Source organism: Citrobacter sp. CK188 (assembly GCF_030333525.1).
In the GTDB taxonomy this organism is placed as follows: Bacteria; Pseudomonadota; Gammaproteobacteria; order Enterobacterales; family Enterobacteriaceae; genus Citrobacter_B; species Citrobacter_B koseri.
This window is the reverse complement of record NZ_JAOWFU010000029.1, coordinates 665,676-689,169: the sequence shown is the minus strand read 5'-3', so window position 1 is coordinate 689,169 and position 23,494 is coordinate 665,676. Positions and strand designations below refer to the sequence as shown.

Here is a 23,494-nt window from a genome sequence, read left to right as displayed (position 1 = left end):
TCGTAATGAATGTGAGAAATGTGATATTATAACATTCTATGACTTCTGCAAGCCTAAAATTGACATGACGACTTTGGTTTCACTGGAAAATGTTTCGGTCTCTTTCGGTCAACGCCGCGTCCTTTCTGACGTGTCGCTTGAACTCAGACCAGGAAAAATTTTGACGCTGCTCGGCCCAAACGGCGCCGGGAAGTCTACGCTGGTACGCGTAGTATTAGGGCTGGTAGCGCCTGATGAAGGGCTGATCAAGCGCAACGGTCAGTTGCGTATTGGCTACGTCCCACAAAAACTGTATCTCGACACCACGCTGCCGCTGACGGTAAGCCGCTTTTTACGCTTACGCCCCGGTACGCAAAAAACCGACATTCTTCCTGCCCTGAAACGCGTTCAGGCCGGGCACCTCATTGACGCCCCCATGCAAAAGCTGTCCGGCGGTGAAACCCAGCGCGTTTTGTTAGCCCGCGCGCTGCTGAATCAACCACAGCTGCTGGTGCTGGATGAGCCGACTCAGGGCGTGGATGTCAATGGTCAGGTCGCCCTGTACGATCTCATTGACCAGCTGCGGCGCGAGCTGGATTGCGCGGTGCTGATGGTCTCGCACGACCTGCACCTGGTGATGGCGAAAACGGATGAGGTGCTGTGTCTGAATCACCACATCTGTTGCTCCGGCACCCCTGAAATCGTTTCCATGCATCCTGAATTCATCTCTATGTTCGGGCCGCGCGGCGCAGAACAGTTGGGGATTTACCGTCATCATCATAATCATCGCCACGATTTACAAGGTCGTATCGTACTGCGCCGGGGAAATGGACACTCATGATTGAACTGTTATTGCCTGGCTGGTTAGCCGGGATCATGCTGGCCTGCGCCGCTGGCCCGCTGGGCTCGTTCGTGGTCTGGCGTCGAATGTCCTATTTTGGCGATACGCTGGCGCACGCCTCGCTGCTGGGGGTCGCTTTTGGGTTGCTGCTGGACATCAACCCGTTCTATGCGGTGATTGCCGTTACGCTGATGCTGGCAGCCGGTCTGGTGTGGCTGGAGAAACGCCCTCACCTCGCTATCGACACGCTTCTCGGCATTATGGCGCACAGTGCCCTGTCGTTAGGTCTTGTGGTCGTCAGCCTGATGTCCAACATTCGCGTGGACTTGATGGCTTATCTGTTTGGCGACCTGCTGGCCGTGACGCCGGAAGACCTGATTTTCATCGCCATCGGCGTGGTTATCGTGCTGGCGATCCTCTTCTGGCAGTGGCGTAATCTGCTGTCGATGACCATTAGCCCGGATCTGGCTTTTGTCGATGGCGTGAAGTTACAGCGCGTTAAGCTCCTGCTGATGCTGGTCACCGCATTGACTATCGGCGTGGCGATGAAGTTCGTTGGCGCGTTGATCATCACCTCATTGCTGATTATTCCTGCCGCCACGGCGCGTCGCTTTGCCCGCACCCCGGAGCAGATGGCGGGTGTCGCAGTAGGAATGGGTATGATAGCGGTTACAGGAGGTCTGACGTTTTCTGCGTTTTACGACACGCCGGCAGGCCCGTCAGTGGTGCTGTGTGCCGCGCTGCTGTTTATCTTCAGCATGATGAAAAAGCAGGCGAGCTAAGCGTGTGTTTCCCGGTGGCGCTCCGCTTACCGGGCCTACGTTCACAGGCAGGCCGGATAAGGCGCAGCCGCCATCCGGCCTAACGCACATAAGTTAAGGCATTTCCGGCGGCGTTATTCCAAAATGATTCCACGCCCGCACTGTCGCCATTCGCCCGCGCGGGGTTCGTTGCAAAAAGCCCTGCTGAATCAAATACGGTTCCAGTACGTCCTCAATCGTTTCACGCTCTTCGCCAATGGCTGCGGCCAGGTTATCGAGACCGACGGGGCCGCCAAAGAATTTATCAATTACGGCCAGCAGCAGCTTGCGGTCCATATAGTCAAACCCTTCCGCATCGACATTCAGCATATCCAGCGCCTGAGCGGCGATATCCGCAGAGATGGCGCCGTTATGTTTCACTTCGGCAAAATCACGTACGCGACGCAACAGGCGGTTGGCGATACGTGGCGTACCGCGAGCGCGCCGGGCAACCTCCAGCGCACCTTCATCGCTCATTTCCAGCCCCATAAACCGCGCGCTGCGCCCGACGATGTGTTGCAGGTCAGGCACCTGATAAAACTCCAGACGCTGAACAATACCGAAACGGTCACGCAGCGGCGACGTCAATGACCCGGCTCGCGTGGTGGCGCCAATCAGCGTAAAAGGCGGCAGATCGATTTTTATCGAACGCGCAGCAGGCCCTTCGCCAATCATAATGTCCAGCTGATAATCTTCCATCGCCGGATACAACACCTCTTCCACCACCGGTGATAAACGGTGGATCTCATCGATAAACAGCACATCATGAGGTTCAAGGTTGGTCAGCATCGCCGCCAGATCGCCCGCCTTTTCCAGCACCGGGCCAGACGTGGTGCGCAGGTTCACGCCCATTTCATTGGCGACAATGTTAGCCAGCGTCGTTTTCCCCAGTCCCGGCGGGCCAAAGATCAGCAGGTGATCGAGCGCGTCGCCGCGCAGCTTCGCCGCCTGGATAAAGATCTCCATTTGCGAACGCACCTGAGGCTGACCAATGTACTCTTCCAGCAACTTCGGGCGAATGGCGCGATCGGCAACCTCTTCCACCTGGGTTCCACCTGCTGAAATCAGGCGATCTGCTTCTATCATCCTTTACCTCATAACGCGGCGCGGAGTGCTTCGCGAATCAATGTTTCACTGCTGGCGTCAGGGCGGGCAATTTTGCTCACCATGCGGCTGGCTTCCTGTGGTTTATAGCCCAGCGCCACCAGCGCAGCAACCGCTTCTTGCTCCGCATCATCCGTTGCCGGACTTGCCGGAGAGGTCAGCACCAGGTCGGCGGCCGGCGTAAAGAGGTCACCGTGCAGGCCCTTGAAGCGATCTTTCATTTCAACGATCAGGCGTTCTGCGGTTTTCTTACCAATACCCGGCAGTTTCACCAACGCGGCGGGTTCCTCGCGCTCAACGGCATTCACAAACTGCTGAGCCGACATCCCGGAGAGGATCGCCAGCGCGAGTTTCGGCCCGACGCCGTTCGTTTTGATCAGTTCTTTAAACAGGGTTCGCTCCTGTTTGTTGTTAAACCCGTACAGCAATTGCGCATCTTCACGCACCACAAAATGGGTGAATACGGTCGCTTCTTTTCCAGATTCCGGGAGCTCATAAAAACAGGTCATCGGCATATGGACTTCATAGCCTACGCCGCCCACCTCAAGTAATACCAGCGGGGGTTGTTTTTCCAGAATAATGCCTCTGAGTCTGCCTATCACATTGCGCTCCTGCGTTGGGGCCGAAAAAGTAAAGTGGTATCATAAAAAAAGGCTGGATAGATATCCAGCCTCATTTGTCATTATCGTAGCCGCCCACGCGCCAGATTGAGCCGCGAGTCACTCATTTGCATCGCGTTCTGGCTAACGTGGCAGTGGGTGATGGCGATAGCCAGCGCATCCGCCGCATCCGCCTGGGGATTTGCCGGGAGTTTCAACAACGTGCGCACCATGTGCTGTACCTGGCTTTTCTCCGCGCTGCCGATCCCGACAACGGTTTGCTTCACCTGACGGGCGGCATACTCAAACACCGGAAGATCCTGGTTTACCGCCGCGACAATCGCCACGCCGCGCGCCTGACCCAGCTTAAGCGCGGAGTCCGCGTTCTTCGCCATAAACACCTGTTCAATCGCGAAATAGTCCGGCTGGAACTGGGTGATGATTTCCGTCACGCCCGCATAAATCAGCTTCAGACGAGACGGTAAATCATCCACTTTCGTGCGGATACACCCGCTGCCCAGGTAAGTCAGTTGCCTGCCCACCTGACGAATCACGCCATAACCCGTGACGCGTGAACCCGGGTCGATACCGAGAATAATAGACATCACGCGCCTCCGATTAGAACGGAATTAAACCACGTCATTATAACGTAGCCGCAACCTCATCAGAGATCTCACCGTTATGGTAAACTTCCTGCACGTCGTCGCAGTCTTCCAGCATATCGATCAGACGCATCAGTTTCGGCGCGGTTTCCACATCCATATCCGCTTTGGTGGACGGGATCATGGACACTTCAGCATTGTCCGCTTTCAGACCCGCAGCTTCCAGCGCGTCGCGCACTTTGCCCATCTCTTCCCATGCGGTGTAGACGTCAATCGCACCGTCATCAAAGGTCACAACGTCTTCCGCACCGGCTTCCAGCGCGGCTTCCATGATGGTGTCTTCGTCGCCCTGTTCGAAGGAGATCACCCCTTTTTTGCTGAACAGGTAAGCCACGGAACCGTCAGTACCCAGGTTGCCGCCGCATTTGCTGAAAGCGTGACGCACTTCCGCAACGGTACGGTTACGGTTGTCAGACAGGCACTCAACCATCACAGCCGTGCCGCCAGGACCGTAACCTTCATAGATGATGGTTTCCATGTTCGCATCATCATCGCCGCCGACGCCGCGCGCAATCGCACGATTCAGCGTATCGCGGGTCATGTTGTTCGACAGCGCTTTATCGACTGCCGCACGCAGACGCGGGTTAGCGTCCGGGTCGCCGCCGCCCAGTTTGGCCGCCGTCACCAACTCACGAATGATTTTGGTGAAAATTTTACCGCGTTTAGCATCCTGCGCTGCTTTACGGTGTCTGGTGTTGGCCCATTTACTATGACCTGCCATAAATAATATCTCCAAAAAGCGCGCCTTCTCAGGCGACGTTAATTACAAACTCTTCAATCGCCTGCCGGTTACTCCACGACTTGGTTAACTGCGCGGCTTCGTCCGCATTAACCCAACGATAGGTCAGATGTTCGGTGAACACGATCTCTCGTTCAGAGGGAAGTGCCAGGCAAAACCAGGATTCAGTATTACGCTCAATTCCCGGCGCGTAGCGATGACGTAAATGTGAAAAAATCTCAAATTCCACCGTGCGCTGACAGTCAATTAAGGTCAGTTGCTCTGCTGCAACATCTATTGTGACCTCTTCCTTTACTTCGCGCATAGCGGCTTGCGACGCGGTTTCGCCCTCTTCCAGACTGCCGGTAACCGACTGCCAGAAATCAGGATCGTCGCGTCGCTGTAACATCAGCACTCTCCCGGTGTCCTTTGCATAAATCACGACTAACACCGAGACAGGCTGTTTGTATGCCATATCAGTTATTCTCGGCCTTCTTAACGACATCAATACCCAGCTCAGCCAGCGCTGCCGGGTTCGCGAAACTTGGCGCTTCAGTCATCAGACAGGCAGCGGCAGTCGTTTTCGGGAAGGCGATAACGTCACGGATATTGTCGGTGCCGGTCAGCAGCATAGTCAGACGGTCCAGACCAAACGCCAGACCCGCATGCGGCGGCGTACCGTATTTCAGCGCATCCAGCAGGAAGCCGAATTTCTCACGCTGTTCCTGTTCATTAATGCCCAGAATACCAAACACGGTCTGCTGCATGTCGCCACTGTGGATACGCACGGAACCACCACCGACTTCATAACCGTTGATCACCATATCGTAGGCGTTAGCAACCGCGTTTTCCGGTGCGGCTTTCAGCTCGGCGGCGGTCAGGTCTTTCGGTGAGGTGAACGGATGGTGCATCGCCGTCAGGCCGCCTTCGCCGTCATCTTCAAACATCGGGAAGTCGATAACCCACAGCGGCGCCCATTTGGCTTCGTCGGTCAGGTTCAGATCTTTACCCACTTTCAGACGCAGCGCGCCCAGCGCATCGGCAACCACTTTTTTGTTGTCGGCGCCGAAGAAAATCATATCGCCGTCTTGCGCAGCGGTACGATCCAGAATCGCTTCCACGATTTCCGCGTTAAGGAATTTCGCTACCGGGCTGTTGATGCCTTCCAGACCTTTCGCGCGTTCGGTGACTTTAATATAAGCCAGCCCTTTCGCGCCGTAGATCTTAATGAAATTGCCGTAGTCGTCGATCTGCTTACGGCTTAAGCTTGCGCCACCCGGCACGCGCAGGGCCGCTACGCGACCTTTCGGATCGTTAGCCGGGCCGGCAAAGACGGCGAACTCTACTGATTTCAGCAGGTCGGCAACGTCCACCAGCTCCATCGGGTTACGCAGGTCCGGTTTATCGGAACCGTAACGGCGTTCGGCTTCGGCGAAGGTCATGATCGGGAAGTCGCCCAGATCCACACCTTTCACTTCCTGCCACAGATGGCGTACCAGCGCTTCCATCACTTCACGCACCTGCGGCGCGGTCATGAAGGAGGTCTCGACGTCGATCTGGGTAAATTCAGGCTGACGGTCAGCACGTAAATCTTCATCACGGAAGCATTTTACGATCTGATAGTAGCGGTCAAAACCGGACATCATCAGCAGCTGTTTGAACAACTGCGGAGACTGCGGCAGCGCGTAGAATTTACCTTTATGGACGCGTGAAGGCACCAGGTAGTCACGCGCGCCTTCCGGCGTCGCTTTGGTCAACATCGGGGTTTCGATGTCGAGGAAGCCGTGGTCGTCCATAAAACGACGCACCAGGCTGGTGATTTTGGCACGGGTTTTCAGGCGTTGAGCCATTTCCGGGCGACGCAGATCCAGATAACGGTATTTCAGACGCGCTTCTTCGGTATTGACGTGATTAGAGTCAAGCGGCAGAGAATCTGCACGGTTGATGATCGTCAAATCGGACGCCAGTACTTCGATTTCGCCCGTCGCCATGTCGGCGTTGACGTTTTTCTCGTCACGCGCACGCACGGTGCCGGTCACCTGGATGCAGAACTCATTACGCAGTTCAGAAGCCAGCTTTAACGCATCCGCACGATCCGGATCAAAGAAGACCTGTACGATACCTTCGCGGTCGCGCATATCGATAAAGATCAGGCTACCAAGATCACGACGACGGTTGACCCAACCACACAGAGTCACCTGCTGCCCCACGTGGGACAGACGTAGCTGTCCGCAATATTCTGTACGCATGAGATATCCCTTAACTTAGCCGCTGGCGGATTGTTGCCTGCTTTACAGGCGACGTTGTCGCAGCTTTAGCTGAATGTCACAACTGAATGAAAAAAGGCGGCTATTATACTGGAAATTCTGCCGCACGATAAGTCCGATACTGACTGTACGCGTGTTTGCTACGCGGTTATTGCGTATTCTCACAAAAATTAACAATATTTGTCGTCACTTTCCTTCGGGAACGCGCTTAAGGTGTAGCGGAATCATCTATTTTACAGGAGTCATCATGCTGGAACTGAACGCCGCAACCACTGCCCTGGTCGTTATTGATTTACAGGAAGGGATCTTACCTTTCGCTGGCGGCCCCCATGCGGCAAGCGATGTTGTCGCCCGCGCAGCGAAACTGGCCGCAAAATTTCGGGCAAACGGCTCGCCGGTGGTGATGGTTCGCGTCGGCTGGTCCGACGATTATGCCGACGCGTTAAAGCAACCCGTCGATGCCCGGGCGCCAGCCAACGCGCTGCCGGAAAACTGGTGGCGTTATCCGGCGGCGCTCGGTAAAGGTGACAGTGACCTGGAAGTCACCAAGCGTCAATGGGGCGCGTTCTATGGCACCGATCTTGAGTTACAATTACGCCGCCGGGGAGTCGACACCATCGTGCTGTGCGGCATCTCCACCAATATCGGCGTAGAATCCACCGCGCGTAACGCCTGGGAGCTGGGTTTTGGTCTGGTGATCGCCGAAGATGCCTGTAGCGCCGCCAGCACGGAACAGCATCAAAGCAGCATGACACATATTTTCCCGCGTATCGCCAGAGTGCGCAGCGTGGAGGAGATCCTTAACGCGTTATGATCTACATCGGATTACCACAATGGTCGCATCCTAAATGGGTGCGTCTGGGTATCACCAGTCTTGAAGAGTATGCCCGCCACTTTAACTGTGTGGAGGGCAACACCACCCTGTATGCGCTGCCGAAAGCAGAAATTGTCGAACGCTGGCATGCGCAAACAACGGACGATTTTCGCTTCTGCTTTAAGTTCCCCGCAACGATTTCGCATCAGGCCGCGCTGCGTAACTGCGACGATCTTGTGCAGGAATTTTTTACCCGCATGTCGCCGCTGGAGGCAAGAATTGGTCAGTACTGGCTGCAACTTCCCGCGACGTTTTCACCGCGCGACCTCCCTGCGCTCTGGCGCTTTCTTGACGCGTTGCCAAAGGCATTCACCTATGGCGTCGAAGTGCGCCATCCCGTGTTTTTCGCCAAAGGCGAGGAAGAACAACAGCTCAATCGCGGCCTGGTTGAACGCGGGGTGAATCGGGTGATCCTCGACAGCCGCCCGGTGCACGCCGCTCATCCTCATAACCAGGCCATTCGCGAAGCGCAACGCAAAAAACCTAAAGTGCCGGTCCATGCCATCGTGACCGCGAAGCATCCGTTGATCAGGTTCATCGGCAGCGACAATATGGTGCAAAATCAGACATTTTTTGCCGACTGGCTGGCGAAACTCCCGCTGTGGGAAACGACCTCTACGCCGTATCTTTTTCTACACACGCCAGATATCGCGCAGGCTCCCGAGTTAGTGAATACATTATGGGGAGATTTACGCGCGGCCTTGCCCGGCATTGGAACCGCACCGTCTATTCCACAGCAATCTTCTCTTTTCTGAAATTGCCACCTATCATAGACAGTGCCATCAGGCATTTTAAAGGGAGTTTGTATGGTAAGCGCGCTATATACCGTATTAGGTGCGTTGTTGTTGATGAAGTTCTCTTTTGATGTTGTCCGACTACGGATGCTGTATCGCGTTGCCTACGGTGACGGCGGTTTTAGCGAACTGCAAAGCGCCATCCGCATTCACGGTAATGCGGTGGAATATATTCCTATCGCTGTCGCGCTGCTGCTGTTTATGGAAATGAACGGCGCCGAAACATGGATGGTGCATATCTGCGGGATTATTTTAATCGCTGGTCGGCTGATGCATTATTACGGTTTCCACCACCGTCTGTTTCGCTGGCGGCGTTCCGGGATGAGTGCGACCTGGTGCGCCTTGTTGCTGATGGTGCTGGCGAATCTTTGGTATATGCCCTGGGAGTTGGTTTTCTCCTTGCATTAGCGCACAATACGCCACTTTATTTTTCCCGGATTTTTACGTTATGTCTCACCGCGACACGCTTTTTTCTGCGCCTATCGCCAGTCTGGGCGACTGGACCTTTGATGAACGGGTAGCTGAAGTCTTCCCGGATATGATCCAGCGCTCTGTTCCCGGCTACTCCAATATCATCTCCATGATTGGCATGCTGGCCGAACGCTTCGTACAACCCAATACGCAGGTCTACGATTTAGGCTGTTCACTGGGCGCTGCGACGCTCTCGGTGCGTCGTAATATTCATCATGCTAACTGTAAAATCATCGCCGTCGACAACTCCCCGGCGATGATTGAACGCTGCCGCCGTCATATCGACGCTTACAAAGCCCCGACCCCGGTTGAGATTGTGGAAGGCGATATTCGCGACATCAGCATCGAGAACGCCTCAATGGTGGTGCTGAATTTTACCCTGCAATTCCTTGAGCCGCTTGAGCGCCAGGCCTTGCTGGATAAGATTTATCAGGGTCTGAATCCGGGCGGCGCGCTGGTGCTGTCGGAAAAGTTCAGCTTTGAAGACACAACGGTTGGCGAATTGCTGTTCAATATGCACCATGACTTTAAACGCGCCAACGGCTACAGCGAACTGGAGATCAGCCAGAAGCGCAGTATGCTGGAAAACGTCATGCTGACCGACTCGGTTGAAACCCACAAAGCGCGTCTGCATCAGGCCGGTTTCGAGCATAGCGAACTGTGGTTCCAGTGCTTCAACTTTGGTTCGCTGGTGGCGCTGAAGTCCGGGGTGCCCGCATGATCGAGTTCGGTAGCTTTTATCAGCTGATTGCCAAAAGCCCGCTTTCTCACTGGCTGGAAACCCTGCCTGCGCAAATCGCGACCTGGCAGCGCGATCAGCATGGTCTGTTTAAGCAATGGTCGAACGCGGTGGAGTTCCTGCCGGAATTAACGCCGTACCGTCTGGATTTATTGCACAGCGTCACTGCCGAAAGCGAAACGCCGTTGAGCGAAGGCCAGCTTAAGCGTATCGACACCCTGCTGCGAAACCTGATGCCGTGGCGTAAAGGCCCGTTCTCTCTGTATGGCATCAATATTGATACCGAATGGCGTTCCGACTGGAAATGGGATCGCGTTTTGCCGCACCTGTCCGATCTGACCGGCCGCACCATTCTGGATGTCGGCTGCGGCAGCGGATATCACATGTGGCGCATGATTGGCGCGGGCGCGCATCTTGCCGTGGGAATCGACCCGACGCAGTTGTTCCTGTGTCAGTTTGAAGCGGTACGAAAATTGTTGGGCAACGACCAGCGCGCGCATCTGTTGCCGCTGGGCATCGAGCAGCTTCCGGCGCTGAATGCGTTTGATACCGTCTTTTCAATGGGCGTGCTTTACCACCGTCGTTCTCCGCTGGAACATCTCTGGCAGTTGAAAGATCAACTGGTGAAAGACGGCGAACTGGTGCTGGAAACCCTGGTGGTGGAAGGCGATGAAAACACCGTGCTGGTGCCAGGCGACCGCTATGCGCAGATGCGCAACGTCTACTTTATCCCTTCCGCGCTGGCGCTGAAAAACTGGCTGGAGAAATGTGGTTTTGTCGATGTGCGGATTGCCGATGTCTGCGTGACCTCCACCGAGGAGCAGCGTCGCACCGGGTGGATGGTCACCGAGTCGCTGGCTGATTTCCTCGATCCGAATGACAACAGTAAAACCGTCGAAGGTTACCCTGCCCCGCTGCGCGCGGTGCTAATTGCGCGCAAGCCGTAGTCTTTTTGCCAGAAAGCATATTTTCTCCAAAATAGTTCAAGTTGCAGCAAGGCGGCAACGCAGTAAGTTCCCGGGAGCGTAGATAACTACGTGACCGGGGCGAGCGAGGCAGCCAACGCCGCTGCGGCTTGAAATATGAAGGAGAAAAAAAGGCCCCTGTTGAAATGGCAGGGGCCTGGTACGAGCAAGCATCATATTGGGCGACATGATGCAACGGTAAAAATCAATTGGCCTGATGGCGCACAATGACTCCTTTCATTTCAGCAACCGCCGCCCCGTCTACCGCATAGCGCGAATACTCGTCCGCTTGTGCGTCAGTTGACATGGACAATCCATGATTGCGATAACGCATTGGTGAGGCTTGCCACGCTCCAGCGGAGCTGTGCACTTCCTGCACCCCGGCATCAAGGAAACGTTGCAGATTCTCTGAACGTACCCCTGCTCCGGCCATAATGATTGGAGCATCGCCCTGCGCAATAAGTTCCATAATTATTGGCAAACCGTGCACCGCATCTGATTTTTGCCCTGAAGTGAGCACTCTGGCGACACCCAAATCCGCGAGATTCTTCAGTGCATTGAATGGATTAGCGCACATATCAAACGCGCGATGAAAGGTGACGGCCAGCGGCCCGGCGGCGGCCATTATTTTCTCCATTCGCGCGAGATCCACATTGCCATCGACATCCAGCACGCCAGTAACCAGACCGGGAAATCCCAGTTCTCTGACGGTACGCACATCCTCAAGCATTGCGGCAAATTCACCATCGGTATAACAGAAGTCGCCGCCGCGAGGACGAATAATGGGATGCACCGCAATCGCAACATGCTGGCGAACCGTGCGCAGCACACCCAACGACGGCGTCAGTCCCCCCTCTTTCGGCGCCGCGCACAATTCAATGCGATCCGCGCCATTTTGCTGCGCGGTGAGCGCACATTCCATGCTGTAACAACAGATCTCCAGTAACGCCATGTTCACTCCTTTTTAGCGTTTTCGCGCGTCACGTCAGTCGGCTGACTGTTCGCTTGCCACAATGGCCTCAATTGACCAGGGATGAAATTTAATGGTCATCTTGCCGTCGGTCACGGCCAGCGTCGGGTTCGGCAGACGCTCGCGCGCCCCTTTCGGCGAACTGGTTTTCACGACAATGCCCGGCTGGCTCAGCCCCTCGTCGGACAACAGCGCCAGTGCCCGCGCGTTCAGGCTCTCCGGCTCGCCAGGGAGGACAATTTCGATATGTTCCCAGCCTTCATGCGGGTAGCGTTTTTCACCCGGCCACGGCAATTCAACAATCGAAAACCGCCAGTGTTCGACGCAAACAGGCTCATGTAATTTGAACAGGCAGATCGGCCTGCCGTTGATGATATTTTCCGACAGCAGCGCGCCGCACTGTTCAAATCCGCGACGCCAGCGCTCAGCGGTCGCATTCTGGTGGCAGCGCAAAGAAATGTGATCGGCTTCAAGCGGTGCGAAATCCAGACCGAGGCGAGTGGAAAGTTCTCTGAACGCCAGAGTGAATCGCGGTAAATCTGCGGAAATATCATGCAGTTCGTCAATAGTCTGCCAGTTCGCCATAATCAAAACTCTTATCGGTGTACAAAGTCGCTAATTTACTCTGTTGTGCATCGCCAACCAACCGCTGATTTCTTTGAATATAAAATGAATGCTTATGCATAATTTTATTGCGCATATTTCCAGCGATACGGCGCGCGCGCAATGCTGACGCCAACGGGCATTTGCAGTATACTCCCGCCCTAAATTCTTAAACTGGCGCGGACTCAGTTAATCCGCGTCTTACACGTAAGGTATTCCGGTGAATATTCAGGCTCTTCTCTCAGAAAAAGTTAGTCAGGCCATGATTGCAGCAGGCGCGCCTGCAAATTGCGAACCGCAGGTTCGTCAGTCAGCAAAAGTACAGTTCGGCGACTATCAGGCCAACGGCATGATGGCAGTTGCTAAAAAACTGGGTATGGCGCCGCGACAACTTGCAGAGCAGGTGCTGACTCATCTGGATCTCAACGGCATCGCCAGCAAGGTTGAAATCGCAGGTCCTGGCTTTATCAATATTTTCCTCGACCCGGCATTTCTTGCTGAACATGTTCAACAGGCGCTGGCTTCTGAGCGTCTGGGCGTGGCTAAACCTGCGAAACAGACCGTGGTTATCGACTACTCCGCGCCTAACGTCGCGAAAGAGATGCATGTCGGCCACCTGCGCTCCACCATCATCGGCGATGCCGCCGTGCGCACGCTGGAGTTCCTCGGCCATCACGTTATCCGCGCTAACCACGTCGGCGACTGGGGAACACAGTTCGGTATGCTTATCGCCTGGCTGGAAAAACAGCAGCAGGAAAACGCAGGTGAAATGGCGCTGGCCGACCTCGAAGGTTTCTACCGTGATGCGAAAAAACATTACGATGAAGACGAAGCGTTCGCCGAGCGCGCACGTAACTACGTGGTGAAACTACAGGGCGGCGACCCGTACTTCCTCGACATGTGGCGCAAGCTGGTCGACATCACCATGACGCAGAACCAGATCACCTACAATCGCCTGAACGTTACGTTAACCCGTGACGATGTGATGGGTGAAAGCCTGTATAACCCGATGCTGCCTGGCATCGTCGCCGACCTGAAAGCTCAGGGTCTGGCGGTTGAAAGCGAAGGCGCAACCGTTGTTTTCCTTGATGAATATAAAAACAAGGAAGGCGAACCGATGGGCGTGATCATTCAGAAGAAAGATGGCGGCTATCTCTACACCACCACCGACATCGCCTGCGCGAAATACCGCTATGAAACGCTGCATGCGGATCGCGTGCTGTACTACATCGACTCCCGCCAGCATCAGCACCTGATGCAAGCATGGACCATCGTACGCAAAGCCGGTTACGTGCCGGATTCCGTGCCGCTGGAACACCATATGTTCGGCATGATGCTCGGTAAAGACGGCAAGCCGTTCAAAACCCGCGCGGGCGGTACGGTGAAGCTGGCCGATCTGCTGGATGAAGCGCTGGAACGCGCACGCCGTCTGGTGGCCGGGAAGAACCCGGATATGCCTGCCGACGAGCTGGAAAAACTGGCCAACGCGGTTGGTATCGGCGCGGTGAAATATGCGGATCTCTCCAAAAACCGCACTACTGACTACATCTTCGACTGGGACAACATGCTGGCGTTCGAAGGCAACACCGCGCCATATATGCAGTATGCCTATACCCGCGTGCTGTCCGTGTTCCGTAAAGCGGAGATTGACGAGAGCGCCCTGTCCAGCGCGCCGGTCGTTATCCGTGAAGATCGCGAAGCCCAGCTGGCTGCGCGCCTGTTGCAGTTCGAAGAAACGCTGACCGTGGTCGCGCGTGAAGGTACGCCGCATGTGATGTGCGCCTACCTGTATGACGTTGCCGGTTTGTTCTCTGGCTTCTACGAGCACTGCCCGATCCTCAGCGCGGAAAACGAAGAGGTTCGTAACAGCCGTCTGAAACTGGCGCAACTGACCGCGAAAACGCTGAAACTGGGTCTGGATACGCTGGGTATTGAGACCGTAGAACGGATGTAATCACATCGGGTGATGTGAAAACCCGCGCTATGTCGCGGGTTTTTTATTTTCCCGAATGACCGCCCTCGTAGGCCTGATAAGCGAAGCGCCATCAGGCGGTAAGGCGCACCTTGCCGGATGGCGGCGTAAACGCCTTATCCAGCCTACGAGAAACGGCTACGTTAACTGTAATTTGTAACGACTCACAAGGAATGACACATTTCCGTAGAGAGATGGAACATCTTTTGTCTGTCATGCCGGTGACGCCTCCGTATTATTAGGCGGCGAATTTATCGGGTGTGGACAATGACGTTTAAAGATTTTGCTGCGGAAGAAAAACTCTTTCTGAGACGCGTGATAGTGGCCTTTGGCCTGGTGGTTGTCTGCTTTGGCGTCCTGATTGTCAATCTCTACGATTTACAAATCCGTCAGCATCAGTATTACACGACCCGTTCAAACGAAAATGACATCAAAATGCTGCCCGTCGCCCCGACGCGCGGCATCATCTACGATCGCAACGGTATTCCGCTGGTGCGTAATATCACCTGGTATGATATTTCCGTCACCCCATACAAAATTGCCGACATGGACGCGCTGTTACGTCAGCTTACCCCTCTCGTGGATCTCACGCCTGATGATATTGCGGCCTTTCACCATGCGTTGAAATCAGGCAGCCGCTATCGCCCGGTGGTATTGAAAAACGCGCTGTCGGACGTCGAAATTGCCCGCTTTTCCGTTAACCAGTTCCATTTCAACGGCGTGACGATCAACAGTTATGAAGACCGTCAGTACCCCTACGGCGCGGAGCTGGCGCATGTGCTCGGTTACGTGTCGAAGATTAACGACAGCGACCTGAAAGCGCTGGATGAAAAAGGTCTGGCTGAAAACTATTCCGCCGATCACAACATCGGTAAGCAGGGCATTGAACGCTATTACGAAAATGATCTGCACGGCAAAACGGGCTACCGGGAGGTCGAAGTGGATAACCACGGACGCATCGTGCGCCTGTTAAAAAATGTCCCGCCCGTTGCCGGTAAAGACATCCACCTGACGCTGGATTTACATCTACAGGAATATATAGAAAGCCTGCTTACCGGTCAGCGCGCGGCAGTGCTGGTCGAAGATCCCCACGACGGTTCAGTGCTGGCGATGGTCTCCACGCCCAGCTATGATCCAAACCCGTTTGTGAAGGGCATCAGCCATCAGGATTACGGCAGGTTACTGCATGATAAAGATCTGCCATTGATTAACCGCGTCACCCAGGGGCTATACCCGCCCGCCTCCACGGTGAAACCTTATATCGCGATGTCTGCGCTGTTAAACGGCGTTATCACGCCGCAAACCACCTTCTTCGGCGCGCCGACCTGGACGCTCCCCGGCACACAACGCCATTACCGCGACTGGAAAAAAACCGGCCACGGTATGCTGGATGTCACCAAAGCGATTGAAGAATCCGCCGACACCTTTTTCTATCAGGTCGCCTGGATGATGGGGATCGATCGCATTAACACCATGCTCGGTCAATTTGGTTACGGTAAGCCCACCGGTATCGATCTGGATGAAGAGTATAACGGCCTGCTACCCAGCCGCGAGTGGAAAGAGAGAGTACATAAAAAAGCCTGGTATCAGGGGGATACGATTTCAGTCGGTATCGGCCAGGGGTACTGGATTGCCACACCGATCCAGATGGTGAAAGCGATAGTAGCGCTGATCAACAACGGGAAAGTGATCGCCCCTCACCTGCTTCAGAGTAAAGTGTCCGGCAAGGCCGTCATGCCCTGGCAGGCGCCTCAGACGGAAACGCAGATTGCCGATGCCGCCTCGCCTTATTGGGGGCTGGTGCGACAGGCGATGTTTGGTATGGCGAATGCGCCGAACGGCACCGGTTATAAATTCTTCCACACCGCACCCTACGGTATTGCGGCCAAAAGCGGCACTTCGCAAGTGTTCAGTCTGAAAGAAAACCAGACCTATAATGCGAAAATGATCCCCATCCGTCTGCGCGACCATGTGTTTTACACCGCTTTCGCGCCGTATAAAAACCCGAAAGTCGCGGTGGCGTTGATTCTGGAAAACGGCGGCAGCGACGGCGTGACCGCCGCGCCGGTGATGCGGCAAATCATGGATCACCTTTTTGCGCCGCAATAACAGCACATGCCGGATGGCGGCGTAAACGCCTTATCCGGCCTACGGTGAATATACCGGCTAACATGCCGGATGGCGGCGTAAACGCCTTATCGGGCCTACGGTGAATATACCGGCCAACATGCCGGATGGCGGCGTAAACGCCTTATCCGGCCTACAAACTGCGTCGAACCGTAGGCCCGATAAGCGCAGCGCCATCGGGCGTCCCTCTCAAAAATACTTACGCAAATACTCCGTCAGACACAGTATCGCCATCGCCTGCCCGTACGGCATCGATGTCAGCGGAATGTCGCGATAGAAATCCAGATCGTGCCCCATTCCCGTGCCAAAGGACGTTTGCAGCAACTCGCCTTCCGGCGAAATGTGTTTCACGATACCGCGAATCGCGCTTTCAGCCGTCTGCGCATATTCCGCCCCAACATAGCGTTTACGCACCGCTTTCAGAATGCCGTAGGCGAACCCCGCCGTTGCCGAGGCCTCCAGATAGGAATCAGGATCGTCCAGCAGGGTATGCCATAGCCCACTCTCATCCTGACAATTTGCCAGCGCGGCGATCTGCGCGTTCAGAACCTGAATCAGATAGCGGCGAACCGCGTTCTTCTCCGGCAAATCGACCAGTTCCAGGAAATCTGGAATCACGATGGTAAGCCAACTGTTACCCCGCGCCCAACGAGCCCTGGCAAAGTTATGATGACCATCATAGCTCCAGCCGTGGAACCACAGACCGGTCTCTTTATCCATCAGATTCTGTACGTGCAGCAGGAACTGATAAATTGCCTCTTCCACATATTCCGGGCGGTTGAGCAGTTTGCCAATCTTCGCCAGCGGCATCACCGTCATCATCAGCGTGTCATCCCACATCTGCTGATGGTTTTCTTCCGCCAGCGTCATGTGCTGCATACCGCCATGATCGGTGCGCGGCATCTCATTCATCGCCCACTCCGCCCAGGACTCAAGCCAGGGCAGATACGCCGGGTTACGCGTCTCTTCATAGCGATACGCCAGCGTCAAAAACGGCGCCATCGTGTTAACGTTTTTGGTGGTCGCGCCTTCGGCGAAACGCTCGGCAAACCAGTTATCGATAATGTCGCGCATTTTCTCATCACCGGTCTGTTGATAATACTGATGCATACCGTACAGACCGACGCCATGCGTCCACTCCCAGCCTGCCCAGCCTTTGGTATCAATCACCCGGCCATCGTCCAGGCGCAGCAGAAATTGTCCGCTCTCATCCCTGATATTGACCAGATTGTTCGTCACCGTCTGAATCAAGGCTTGCAGCGCTTCCCGGGAGATAAATCGCGCCGGCTGACGTAATAATGGGCTGTGTTTGACGGGCCAAACTTTCATATCCTTAACCTCTGTTCAATGTCGAATTCAGCGCAGCGCCCTGTTGAAGCGAAGGCGCCGCAGGTTTATTACGGTTCAGATAACCAATATTGTTGTTACCCCACAGTGATTCATACGGCATACCGGAGAGCATCTCGACGGTCGCACGCGCCTGCGGCGTGATGGCTTCCGGCATCACCCGGCCCGACTCACGCATTTTGGCGGTCTCTTCACGCAGGGTGCCGTGCGTTTGCAAATTCAGTTTGAAACGCAAAGAAACCAGGAAACCAAAGGCCAGCACGGACAGCGTGCCGCAGCTCAGAATCAGCAGAATGGTATGACTGACCGCTTCAGGCTGTATGCTCTGCCCTGATACAAAACCAGACATCTGCATCACAATCCCGACCAGCATGACGGCCCCGGCCTGAGAGGCTTTACGGGTCAGCGTCATGATGCCCGCGAAGATCCCTTCCCGCCGTTGACCGGTAATCACCTCATCAACATCGGCAATATAGGTGTAGGTATTCCACGGCACATAGTTGATCCCGCCGCGACCAAGCCCCGCCAGCGCTGAGATCAGCAGCAGCAGCGAATAAACATCGCTTAAGCCCGCATAATAAAGAACGGCATAAGAGAGAGAACTCAGACCAAAGAGCACCACGACCATCCGGTATGACGGCGCAGGCCCGAAGCGAATGCACAGCGGGATCATGGCAATCACCGCAATGAACTGGAAGATAGCCATCGTACCGAGCAAATTCGACGCCAGTGAGGCTTCCTGCATCAGGACAAAAACAACATACCAGGTAAAGACGGCGTTAAAGACGTCCTGTGCGATATATCCCCCAAGATACATCCCCAGATGCTGGCGGAAAATCTTGATGCGCAGCGTCGAGCTCAGCTCAACAAACAAACGGCTCATACTCTGGCTGAACGTCAGGCTTTTCTTCTCTTCTTCCGCGCGCAGCGCCGCCTCCGTCCACTCTTCGCGCGGGCGCTCCCAGGTAAAGAACCACACAAAAGTCAGCATCAGCGCGCACAGCACCGAGAACACCAGGCTGGCATAGAAAAAAGAAATGGGGTTGTCTTTACCAAAGGCAGTCAGCAGGATACCCGGCAGGAACGAGGCCAGAATCGCAGACATCTGCGCCATTGAGATACGCGCCCCGGAGAACCGGGTCTTCTGTTTGAAGTCATCGGTCATTTCCGGCACCAGCGTCTCGTAAGGGACAAGAATCATGGTGTAGACAATGTCGAACAGCAGATAAGTCAGCAGGTAGTACCAGAATCCCATATCGCCAACCCACATGAGCGAGTAGCTAAAGACGCATGGAATACCAAGCAGAATAAAGAACTTACGACGGCCAAAGCGTCTGCCGAACCAGGTCGAACCGAAGTTATCGGTCAGAAAGCCCATCAGCGGGCTGACGACCGCATCCAGAACCCTCGCGGCAGCGAAAATGAATGTCGCCTCAATCGGCGTAAGGCCACAGAAGGTCGTGTAGAAATAGAGTAACCATGCGGCGGTTAATGCAGTGGTTCCTGCGCCCAGAAAATCGCCCGAACCATAGGCTAAATAATTCGCCAATCCAATTTTACGTGTTTTCATGCCGTTAACCCTGCAAATTGTTGGGAGACCCCCGGCATATTGGCTTCGCCAAAGGGAGTTTTTACACGGCCACAGTAAAAGCTAACAGAAAGTGAAACCTTTTCATTTTTGCCACACCATCAGATGAGATGGCAAAAATACAAAGAGTCTGGCAACGCGCGTCACCGATTTATAAAACAGCGTTTCTATTGAATCAAAAGATGGGGTCAAAATTGTGAGACAGCCAGCACGTTGTCTGCTGGCTGCTGTTGGCGCGGGGAGTTAACGATAGTTTACAATCACCTGATTACGCTGCACTTTTAATGCGGGAATCAGTCGCCCGCCGCCCGGCACCTCCCACACGAAGCGCAACGGTTCAGCGGCAGGCACATTCGCGAACCCGTGGGTGGTTCCGCTCTGTCCGTCCAGCTCCACGCAACGGGACTGTGAACACAAACGCGCCCGAAGCCCCGCCGGCGTCGGGCCATTCAGTTCATAGCGCCAGGCGACCAGCGTCATTAAACCGGACACCGGCTGGCCTGACGACAATGGAGCAGACGACGCCGACACCCCACGATGGTTCAGGGTAATGCCGATACTGCTGGCCTGCCACGCCCCTTCTCCGGCGGCCTGCACCGCCAGCGGAAATAACAATAAGCCGAGTAATTTACGCATTATTTCCCTCCAATTGTCGCCGTCATACGGATGTTGCGATTGTCAGAAAGCTCCATGTTCGACAACACCACCAGCTGCGGCAAACTCCGGCGTAAAAAGCGCGACAGCAGCGGGCGTAGCGCGTGGTTCACCAGCAGAACCGGCGGCGCGCCCAGCATTTCCTGACGGGACAGCGCCTCCTGGGTTTGCGCCAACAAGCGATCGGCCAGCCCCGGTTCAAGGCCGCCACCGCCCTGTAACGCCTGCAACAGCAGGCGCTCCAGCGGAGTATCCAGCCCAATCACCTGCACTTCGTCATTGCCCGGGAACCACTGCTGCGTAATCGCCCTGCCCAGCGCCACACGCACCACGGCGGTTAATTCATGCGGATCGCTTTGCAACGGCGCATGTTCCGCCAGCGTTTCCAGAATCGTGCGCATATCACGGATCGGCACTTTTTCATCCAGCAGGTTCTGCAACACTTTATGCAGGGTCGTGAGCGTTACAACGCCAGGCACCAAATCTTCCGTCAGCTTTGGCATCTCTTGTGATACGCGATCCAGCAGTTGCTGCGCCTCCTGGCGACCAAACAACTCTGCGGCAAACTGACCAATCAAGTGGTTAAGATGCGTCGCCACGACGGTACTGGCTTCCACCACGGTGAAGCCCTGAATCTGCGCCTGCTCTTTCAGCGCGCTTTCGATCCAGATGGCGTCCAGGCCAAAAGCGGGATCGACAGTCTGTTCGCCCGGCAGCGTTCCCGCCGCCGTGCCTGGGTTAATCGCCAGCCAGCGTCCCGGATAGGCGTCGCCGCTGCCAATTTCTACCCCTTTCATCAGAATGCGATAGCGCGCTGGCTGTAAGTCCATATTGTCGCGAATGTGTACCACTGGCGGCAGGAAGCCCATATCCTGGGCGAACTTTTTACGAATACTGCGGATTCGCCCGAGCAGTTCGCCGTCCTGCTGGAAATCCACCATCGGGATCAGGCGGTAGCCCACCTCCATGCCCAGCGAATCTTCAAGCTGTACATCGTTCCAGGTGGCTTCAACTACTGAATTATTTTCCGGCATCTTGACGGCCTGCGGCTCTGCCGGTGGTTTTTGTTCACGCCCGCGCAGCCACCAGGCAAGGCCCAATAGCGCCGCCGTAAACATCAGGAACACCAGGTTTGGCATCCCCGGCACCAGGCCAAGCAGGCCGAGAACCGATGCGCTAAGCAGCATCACACTCGGGTTGCTGAACAGTTGCCCCACCATCTGTTCGCCCACATCCTGGTCGGTGCTTACGCGGGTGACGATAACGCCCGCCGCCGTAGAGATCACCAGCGCCGGAATTTGCGCCACCAGGCCGTCGCCGATCGTCAGCAGGGTGTAACTTTCCGCCGCGTGCCCCATGTCCATCCCGTGTTGCAGAACCCCCACCAGCAGGCCGCCCACGATGTTAATGACCATGATTAAGATACCGGCGATGGCATCCCCGCGCACAAACTTACTCGCACCGTCCATTGACCCGTAGAAATCCGCTTCCTGCGTCACTTCAGCACGACGTTTTTTCGCTTCATCTTCGCCAATCAGACCAGCGTTCAGGTCGGCGTCGATCGCCATCTGTTTACCGGGCATCCCGTCCAGCACGAAACGTGCGCCCACTTCCGCGATACGCCCGGCGCCCTTGGTGATAACCATAAAGTTGATGATGACGAGAATGACGAACACCACAATACCGATCGCAAAGTTGCCGCCGACCAGGAAGTGACCAAACGCCTCGACCACTTTCCCCGCCGCCGCTGCACCGGTATGCCCTTCCATCAGGATGATACGGGTTGACGCCACGTTCAGCGCCAGGCGCAACAGCGTGGTGAAAAGCAATATTGTCGGGAATGCGGCAAATTCCAGCGTGCGCTGGGTGAACATCGCCACCAACAGCACCATGATCGACAGCGCGATATTAAAGGTGAACAGCAGGTCGAGGATGAAGGCGGGCAGCGGCAGCACCATCATCGACAAAATCAGCAGGATGAGGATCGGTCCGGCAAGAATTTGCCATTGCGTGGATTTCAGGTTGCTGGGCAGGCGCAGCATCGCGACCAGATTAGCCATCAGTATTCTTCTCGTTCATAAAATCCAGTGCTTCAGGCACAGGAAGATTTTCAGGTTGTGGAGGACGTTGTCCACCGGCAAGACGCCAGCGTTTGAGCTGCCATACCCATGCCAGCACTTCTGCCACTGCGGCATAGAGCTGGCCGGGGATTTGCTGACCAATTTCAGCATGCCGATACAAGGCGCGCGCCAGCGGGGGCGCTTCTAAGGTCGGCACCCGATGTTCCGCGCCGATTTCGCGAATGCGCAGCGCCACCAGTCCCGCGCCTTTGGCGACCACTTTTGGCGCACTCATTTTGTTTTCGTCGTACTGCAACGCAACCGAGTAATGCGTCGGGTTAGTCACGATGACATCCGCTTTAGGCACATCTTCCATCATGCGCCGCTGCGCAGCCGCACGCTGCATCTGGCGAATTTTCCCTTTGATGTGCGGATCGCCTTCACTCTCTTTAAATTCATCGCGAATATCTTTACGCGACATCCGCAGTTTCTTCAGGTGGCTGAAGATCTGGAAGACGACGTCAAACGCCACCATCGGAATCACGCCCAGCACAACCAGAAGCGCGCACAGCCCGACTAAATCAAGCGCGTTGCCCATCGCCGTAACCGGAGATTCCGCCATCAGGCGCATCATCTCCGGCCAGTGATGCCAGAGATAAAATCCCGCCACGCTTCCCACCAGCGTCGATTTCAGGATTGCTTTCAGCAGTTCCGCGCCGGTCTGGGCGGAGAACATGCGTTTAATCCCCGATAGCGGATTCAGTTTTGAAAATTTGGGTTGCAGTGATTTACCGCTGAAAATCAGGCCGCCGAGCATGACCGGCGAGATCAGCGCGACCAGCACAACGCCGGTGATGAGCGGCAGCAACGCAATCATCGCCTCTTTAATCAGCAAAATAATCTGCCCGAGGATCAAATTGGGGTCGTTCACCATGCTGTGATCGAAACGCAGCCCAGCCGACAACATCCCCGCCAGGCGACGCGCCAGCGACTCACCGCCGATCCAGATAATGCAAACGCCCACCAGCAAAATCAGCAGTGAGGTCAACTCCTTCGATCGGGGGACTTGCCCTTCCTCCCGCGCTTTTTCAAGTCGGTGGGGTGTGGGGGCTTCTGTTTTGTCGTCGTCGCTCTCTTCTGCCACTGCATACGCCTGCTGCCATTACGTTGCATCGATCATGCCAGAACACGCCGCAGTCAATAGGCGGAATAGCCCCCATAACGCCCTCTTTTTGTCTTGTTTGTCAGCAAGCGGATTTTCTCTGCCGGTCAGGCGTCTTATTTTCGGAATAAGGGAAGTGGGATCACATTTCATTGACATAAAATACAATGAGCATTTATATAAACCTGTATTACGGAG

General features: G+C 55.3%; 22 protein-coding genes. 9 read left to right on the top strand and 13 right to left on the bottom strand.

What is annotated here, in order from left to right:
* Positions 1-64: 64 nt before the first annotated feature.
* On the top strand, positions 65-820 hold the full coding sequence (gene znuC, locus OGV67_RS08825; RefSeq protein WP_012132002.1) for a zinc ABC transporter ATP-binding protein ZnuC: 756 nt from the start codon (positions 65-67) through the stop codon (positions 818-820).
* A complete protein-coding gene (znuB, locus tag OGV67_RS08820) occupies positions 817-1,602 on the top strand; it encodes a zinc ABC transporter permease subunit ZnuB (RefSeq protein ID WP_012132001.1) in 786 nt (261 codons plus the stop codon). Before znuC ends, znuB begins: the two co-directional genes overlap by 4 nt.
* 93 nt (positions 1,603-1,695) lie before the next feature.
* On the opposite strand, the gene ruvB is transcribed toward znuB, so the two are convergent.
* The 6 genes from ruvB to aspS form a co-directional block, all read right to left on the bottom strand.
* Entirely contained in the window at positions 1,696-2,706 is a 1,011-nt protein-coding gene (gene ruvB / locus OGV67_RS08815) for a Holliday junction branch migration DNA helicase RuvB (protein WP_012131998.1), read from the bottom strand.
* Between the two features lie 8 nt (positions 2,707-2,714).
* Positions 2,715-3,326 carry a Holliday junction branch migration protein RuvA gene (ruvA, locus tag OGV67_RS08810; RefSeq protein ID WP_012131997.1) on the bottom strand — a complete coding sequence of 204 codons (612 nt, stop codon included), beginning with the start codon at positions 3,324-3,326 and terminating at the stop codon, positions 2,715-2,717.
* Positions 3,327-3,406: 80 nt separating this feature from the next.
* A complete protein-coding gene (gene ruvC, locus OGV67_RS08805; protein ID WP_012131995.1) occupies positions 3,407-3,928 on the bottom strand; it encodes a crossover junction endodeoxyribonuclease RuvC in 522 nt (173 codons plus the stop codon).
* Positions 3,929-3,965: 37 nt separating this feature from the next.
* Entirely contained in the window at positions 3,966-4,706 is a 741-nt protein-coding gene (locus OGV67_RS08800) for a YebC/PmpR family DNA-binding transcriptional regulator (protein ID WP_115609222.1), read from the bottom strand.
* Between the two features lie 28 nt (positions 4,707-4,734).
* Positions 4,735-5,178, bottom strand: a complete 444-nt coding sequence (gene nudB / locus OGV67_RS08795; RefSeq protein ID WP_012131993.1) for a dihydroneopterin triphosphate diphosphatase — start codon at positions 5,176-5,178, stop codon at positions 4,735-4,737.
* Between the two features lies 1 nt (position 5,179).
* Entirely contained in the window at positions 5,180-6,952 is a 1,773-nt protein-coding gene (gene aspS, locus OGV67_RS08790; RefSeq protein WP_012131992.1) for an aspartate--tRNA ligase, read from the bottom strand.
* A gap of 265 nt (positions 6,953-7,217) precedes the next feature.
* On the opposite strand from aspS, the gene OGV67_RS08785 reads away from it, so the two are divergent.
* Genes OGV67_RS08785 through cmoB form a run of 5 tightly spaced genes read left to right on the top strand, consistent with a single transcriptional unit; the run spans position 7,218 to position 10,795 of the window.
* Positions 7,218-7,784: a hydrolase gene (locus tag OGV67_RS08785; RefSeq protein WP_012131991.1), complete on the top strand. Its 567-nt coding sequence runs from the start codon at positions 7,218-7,220 to the stop codon at positions 7,782-7,784.
* Complete coding sequence (locus OGV67_RS08780; RefSeq protein WP_071258720.1) at positions 7,781-8,599, top strand: DUF72 domain-containing protein; 819 nt, start codon at positions 7,781-7,783, stop codon at positions 8,597-8,599. The genes OGV67_RS08785 and OGV67_RS08780 overlap by 4 nt, the downstream gene beginning before the upstream one ends.
* Before the next feature lie 51 nt (positions 8,600-8,650).
* Positions 8,651-9,046, top strand: coding sequence for an MAPEG family protein (locus OGV67_RS08775; RefSeq protein ID WP_012131989.1), 396 nt, complete (start codon positions 8,651-8,653; stop codon positions 9,044-9,046).
* A gap of 40 nt (positions 9,047-9,086) precedes the next feature.
* Entirely contained in the window at positions 9,087-9,830 is a 744-nt protein-coding gene (gene cmoA / locus OGV67_RS08770) for a carboxy-S-adenosyl-L-methionine synthase CmoA (RefSeq protein ID WP_049010371.1), read from the top strand.
* A complete protein-coding gene (gene cmoB, locus OGV67_RS08765; RefSeq protein ID WP_286465414.1) occupies positions 9,827-10,795 on the top strand; it encodes a tRNA 5-methoxyuridine(34)/uridine 5-oxyacetic acid(34) synthase CmoB in 969 nt (322 codons plus the stop codon). Before cmoA ends, cmoB begins: the two co-directional genes overlap by 4 nt.
* A 223-nt stretch (positions 10,796-11,018) precedes the next feature.
* Here cmoB and cutC read toward each other — a convergent pair whose 3' ends face one another.
* Complete coding sequence (cutC, locus tag OGV67_RS08760; RefSeq protein ID WP_012131985.1) at positions 11,019-11,765, bottom strand: copper homeostasis protein CutC; 747 nt, start codon at positions 11,763-11,765, stop codon at positions 11,019-11,021.
* A 33-nt stretch (positions 11,766-11,798) separates the two neighbouring features.
* Positions 11,799-12,368: a VOC family protein gene (locus tag OGV67_RS08755; protein ID WP_115614244.1), complete on the bottom strand. Its 570-nt coding sequence runs from the start codon at positions 12,366-12,368 to the stop codon at positions 11,799-11,801.
* Positions 12,369-12,606: 238 nt separating this feature from the next.
* On the opposite strand from OGV67_RS08755, the gene argS reads away from it, so the two are divergent.
* Together argS and mrdA2 are read left to right on the top strand one after the other, a co-directional pair.
* Positions 12,607-14,340 (top strand): arginine--tRNA ligase, encoded by a 1,734-nt coding sequence (argS, locus tag OGV67_RS08750; protein ID WP_115181532.1) that lies wholly within the window; start codon positions 12,607-12,609, stop codon positions 14,338-14,340.
* Positions 14,341-14,625: 285 nt separating this feature from the next.
* Positions 14,626-16,467 carry a peptidoglycan DD-transpeptidase MrdA2 gene (gene mrdA2 / locus OGV67_RS08745; RefSeq protein ID WP_115614243.1) on the top strand — a complete coding sequence of 614 codons (1,842 nt, stop codon included), beginning with the start codon at positions 14,626-14,628 and terminating at the stop codon, positions 16,465-16,467.
* Between the two features lie 207 nt (positions 16,468-16,674).
* Here mrdA2 and bglB read toward each other — a convergent pair whose 3' ends face one another.
* The 5 genes from bglB to flhB all read right to left on the bottom strand — a co-directional run bounded on the left by bglB (position 16,675) and on the right by flhB (position 23,278).
* Positions 16,675-17,814 (bottom strand): beta-galactosidase BglB, encoded by a 1,140-nt coding sequence (gene bglB, locus OGV67_RS08740; protein ID WP_115614242.1) that lies wholly within the window; start codon positions 17,812-17,814, stop codon positions 16,675-16,677.
* Between the two features lie 4 nt (positions 17,815-17,818).
* The gene (locus tag OGV67_RS08735; RefSeq protein ID WP_060815996.1) at positions 17,819-19,402 is read right to left on the bottom strand and encodes an MFS transporter; all 1,584 of its coding nucleotides are present in this window, start codon (positions 19,400-19,402) and stop codon (positions 17,819-17,821) included.
* Between the two features lie 261 nt (positions 19,403-19,663).
* Entirely contained in the window at positions 19,664-20,056 is a 393-nt protein-coding gene (flhE, locus tag OGV67_RS08730) for a flagellar protein FlhE (RefSeq protein ID WP_012131977.1), read from the bottom strand.
* The gene (flhA, locus tag OGV67_RS08725) at positions 20,056-22,134 is read right to left on the bottom strand and encodes a flagellar biosynthesis protein FlhA (RefSeq protein ID WP_012131976.1); all 2,079 of its coding nucleotides are present in this window, start codon (positions 22,132-22,134) and stop codon (positions 20,056-20,058) included. The genes flhE and flhA overlap by 1 nt, the downstream gene beginning before the upstream one ends.
* Positions 22,127-23,278, bottom strand: a complete 1,152-nt coding sequence (gene flhB, locus OGV67_RS08720) for a flagellar biosynthesis protein FlhB (protein WP_012131975.1) — start codon at positions 23,276-23,278, stop codon at positions 22,127-22,129. Before flhB ends, flhA begins: the two co-directional genes overlap by 8 nt.
* Positions 23,279-23,494: the final 216 nt, after the last annotated feature.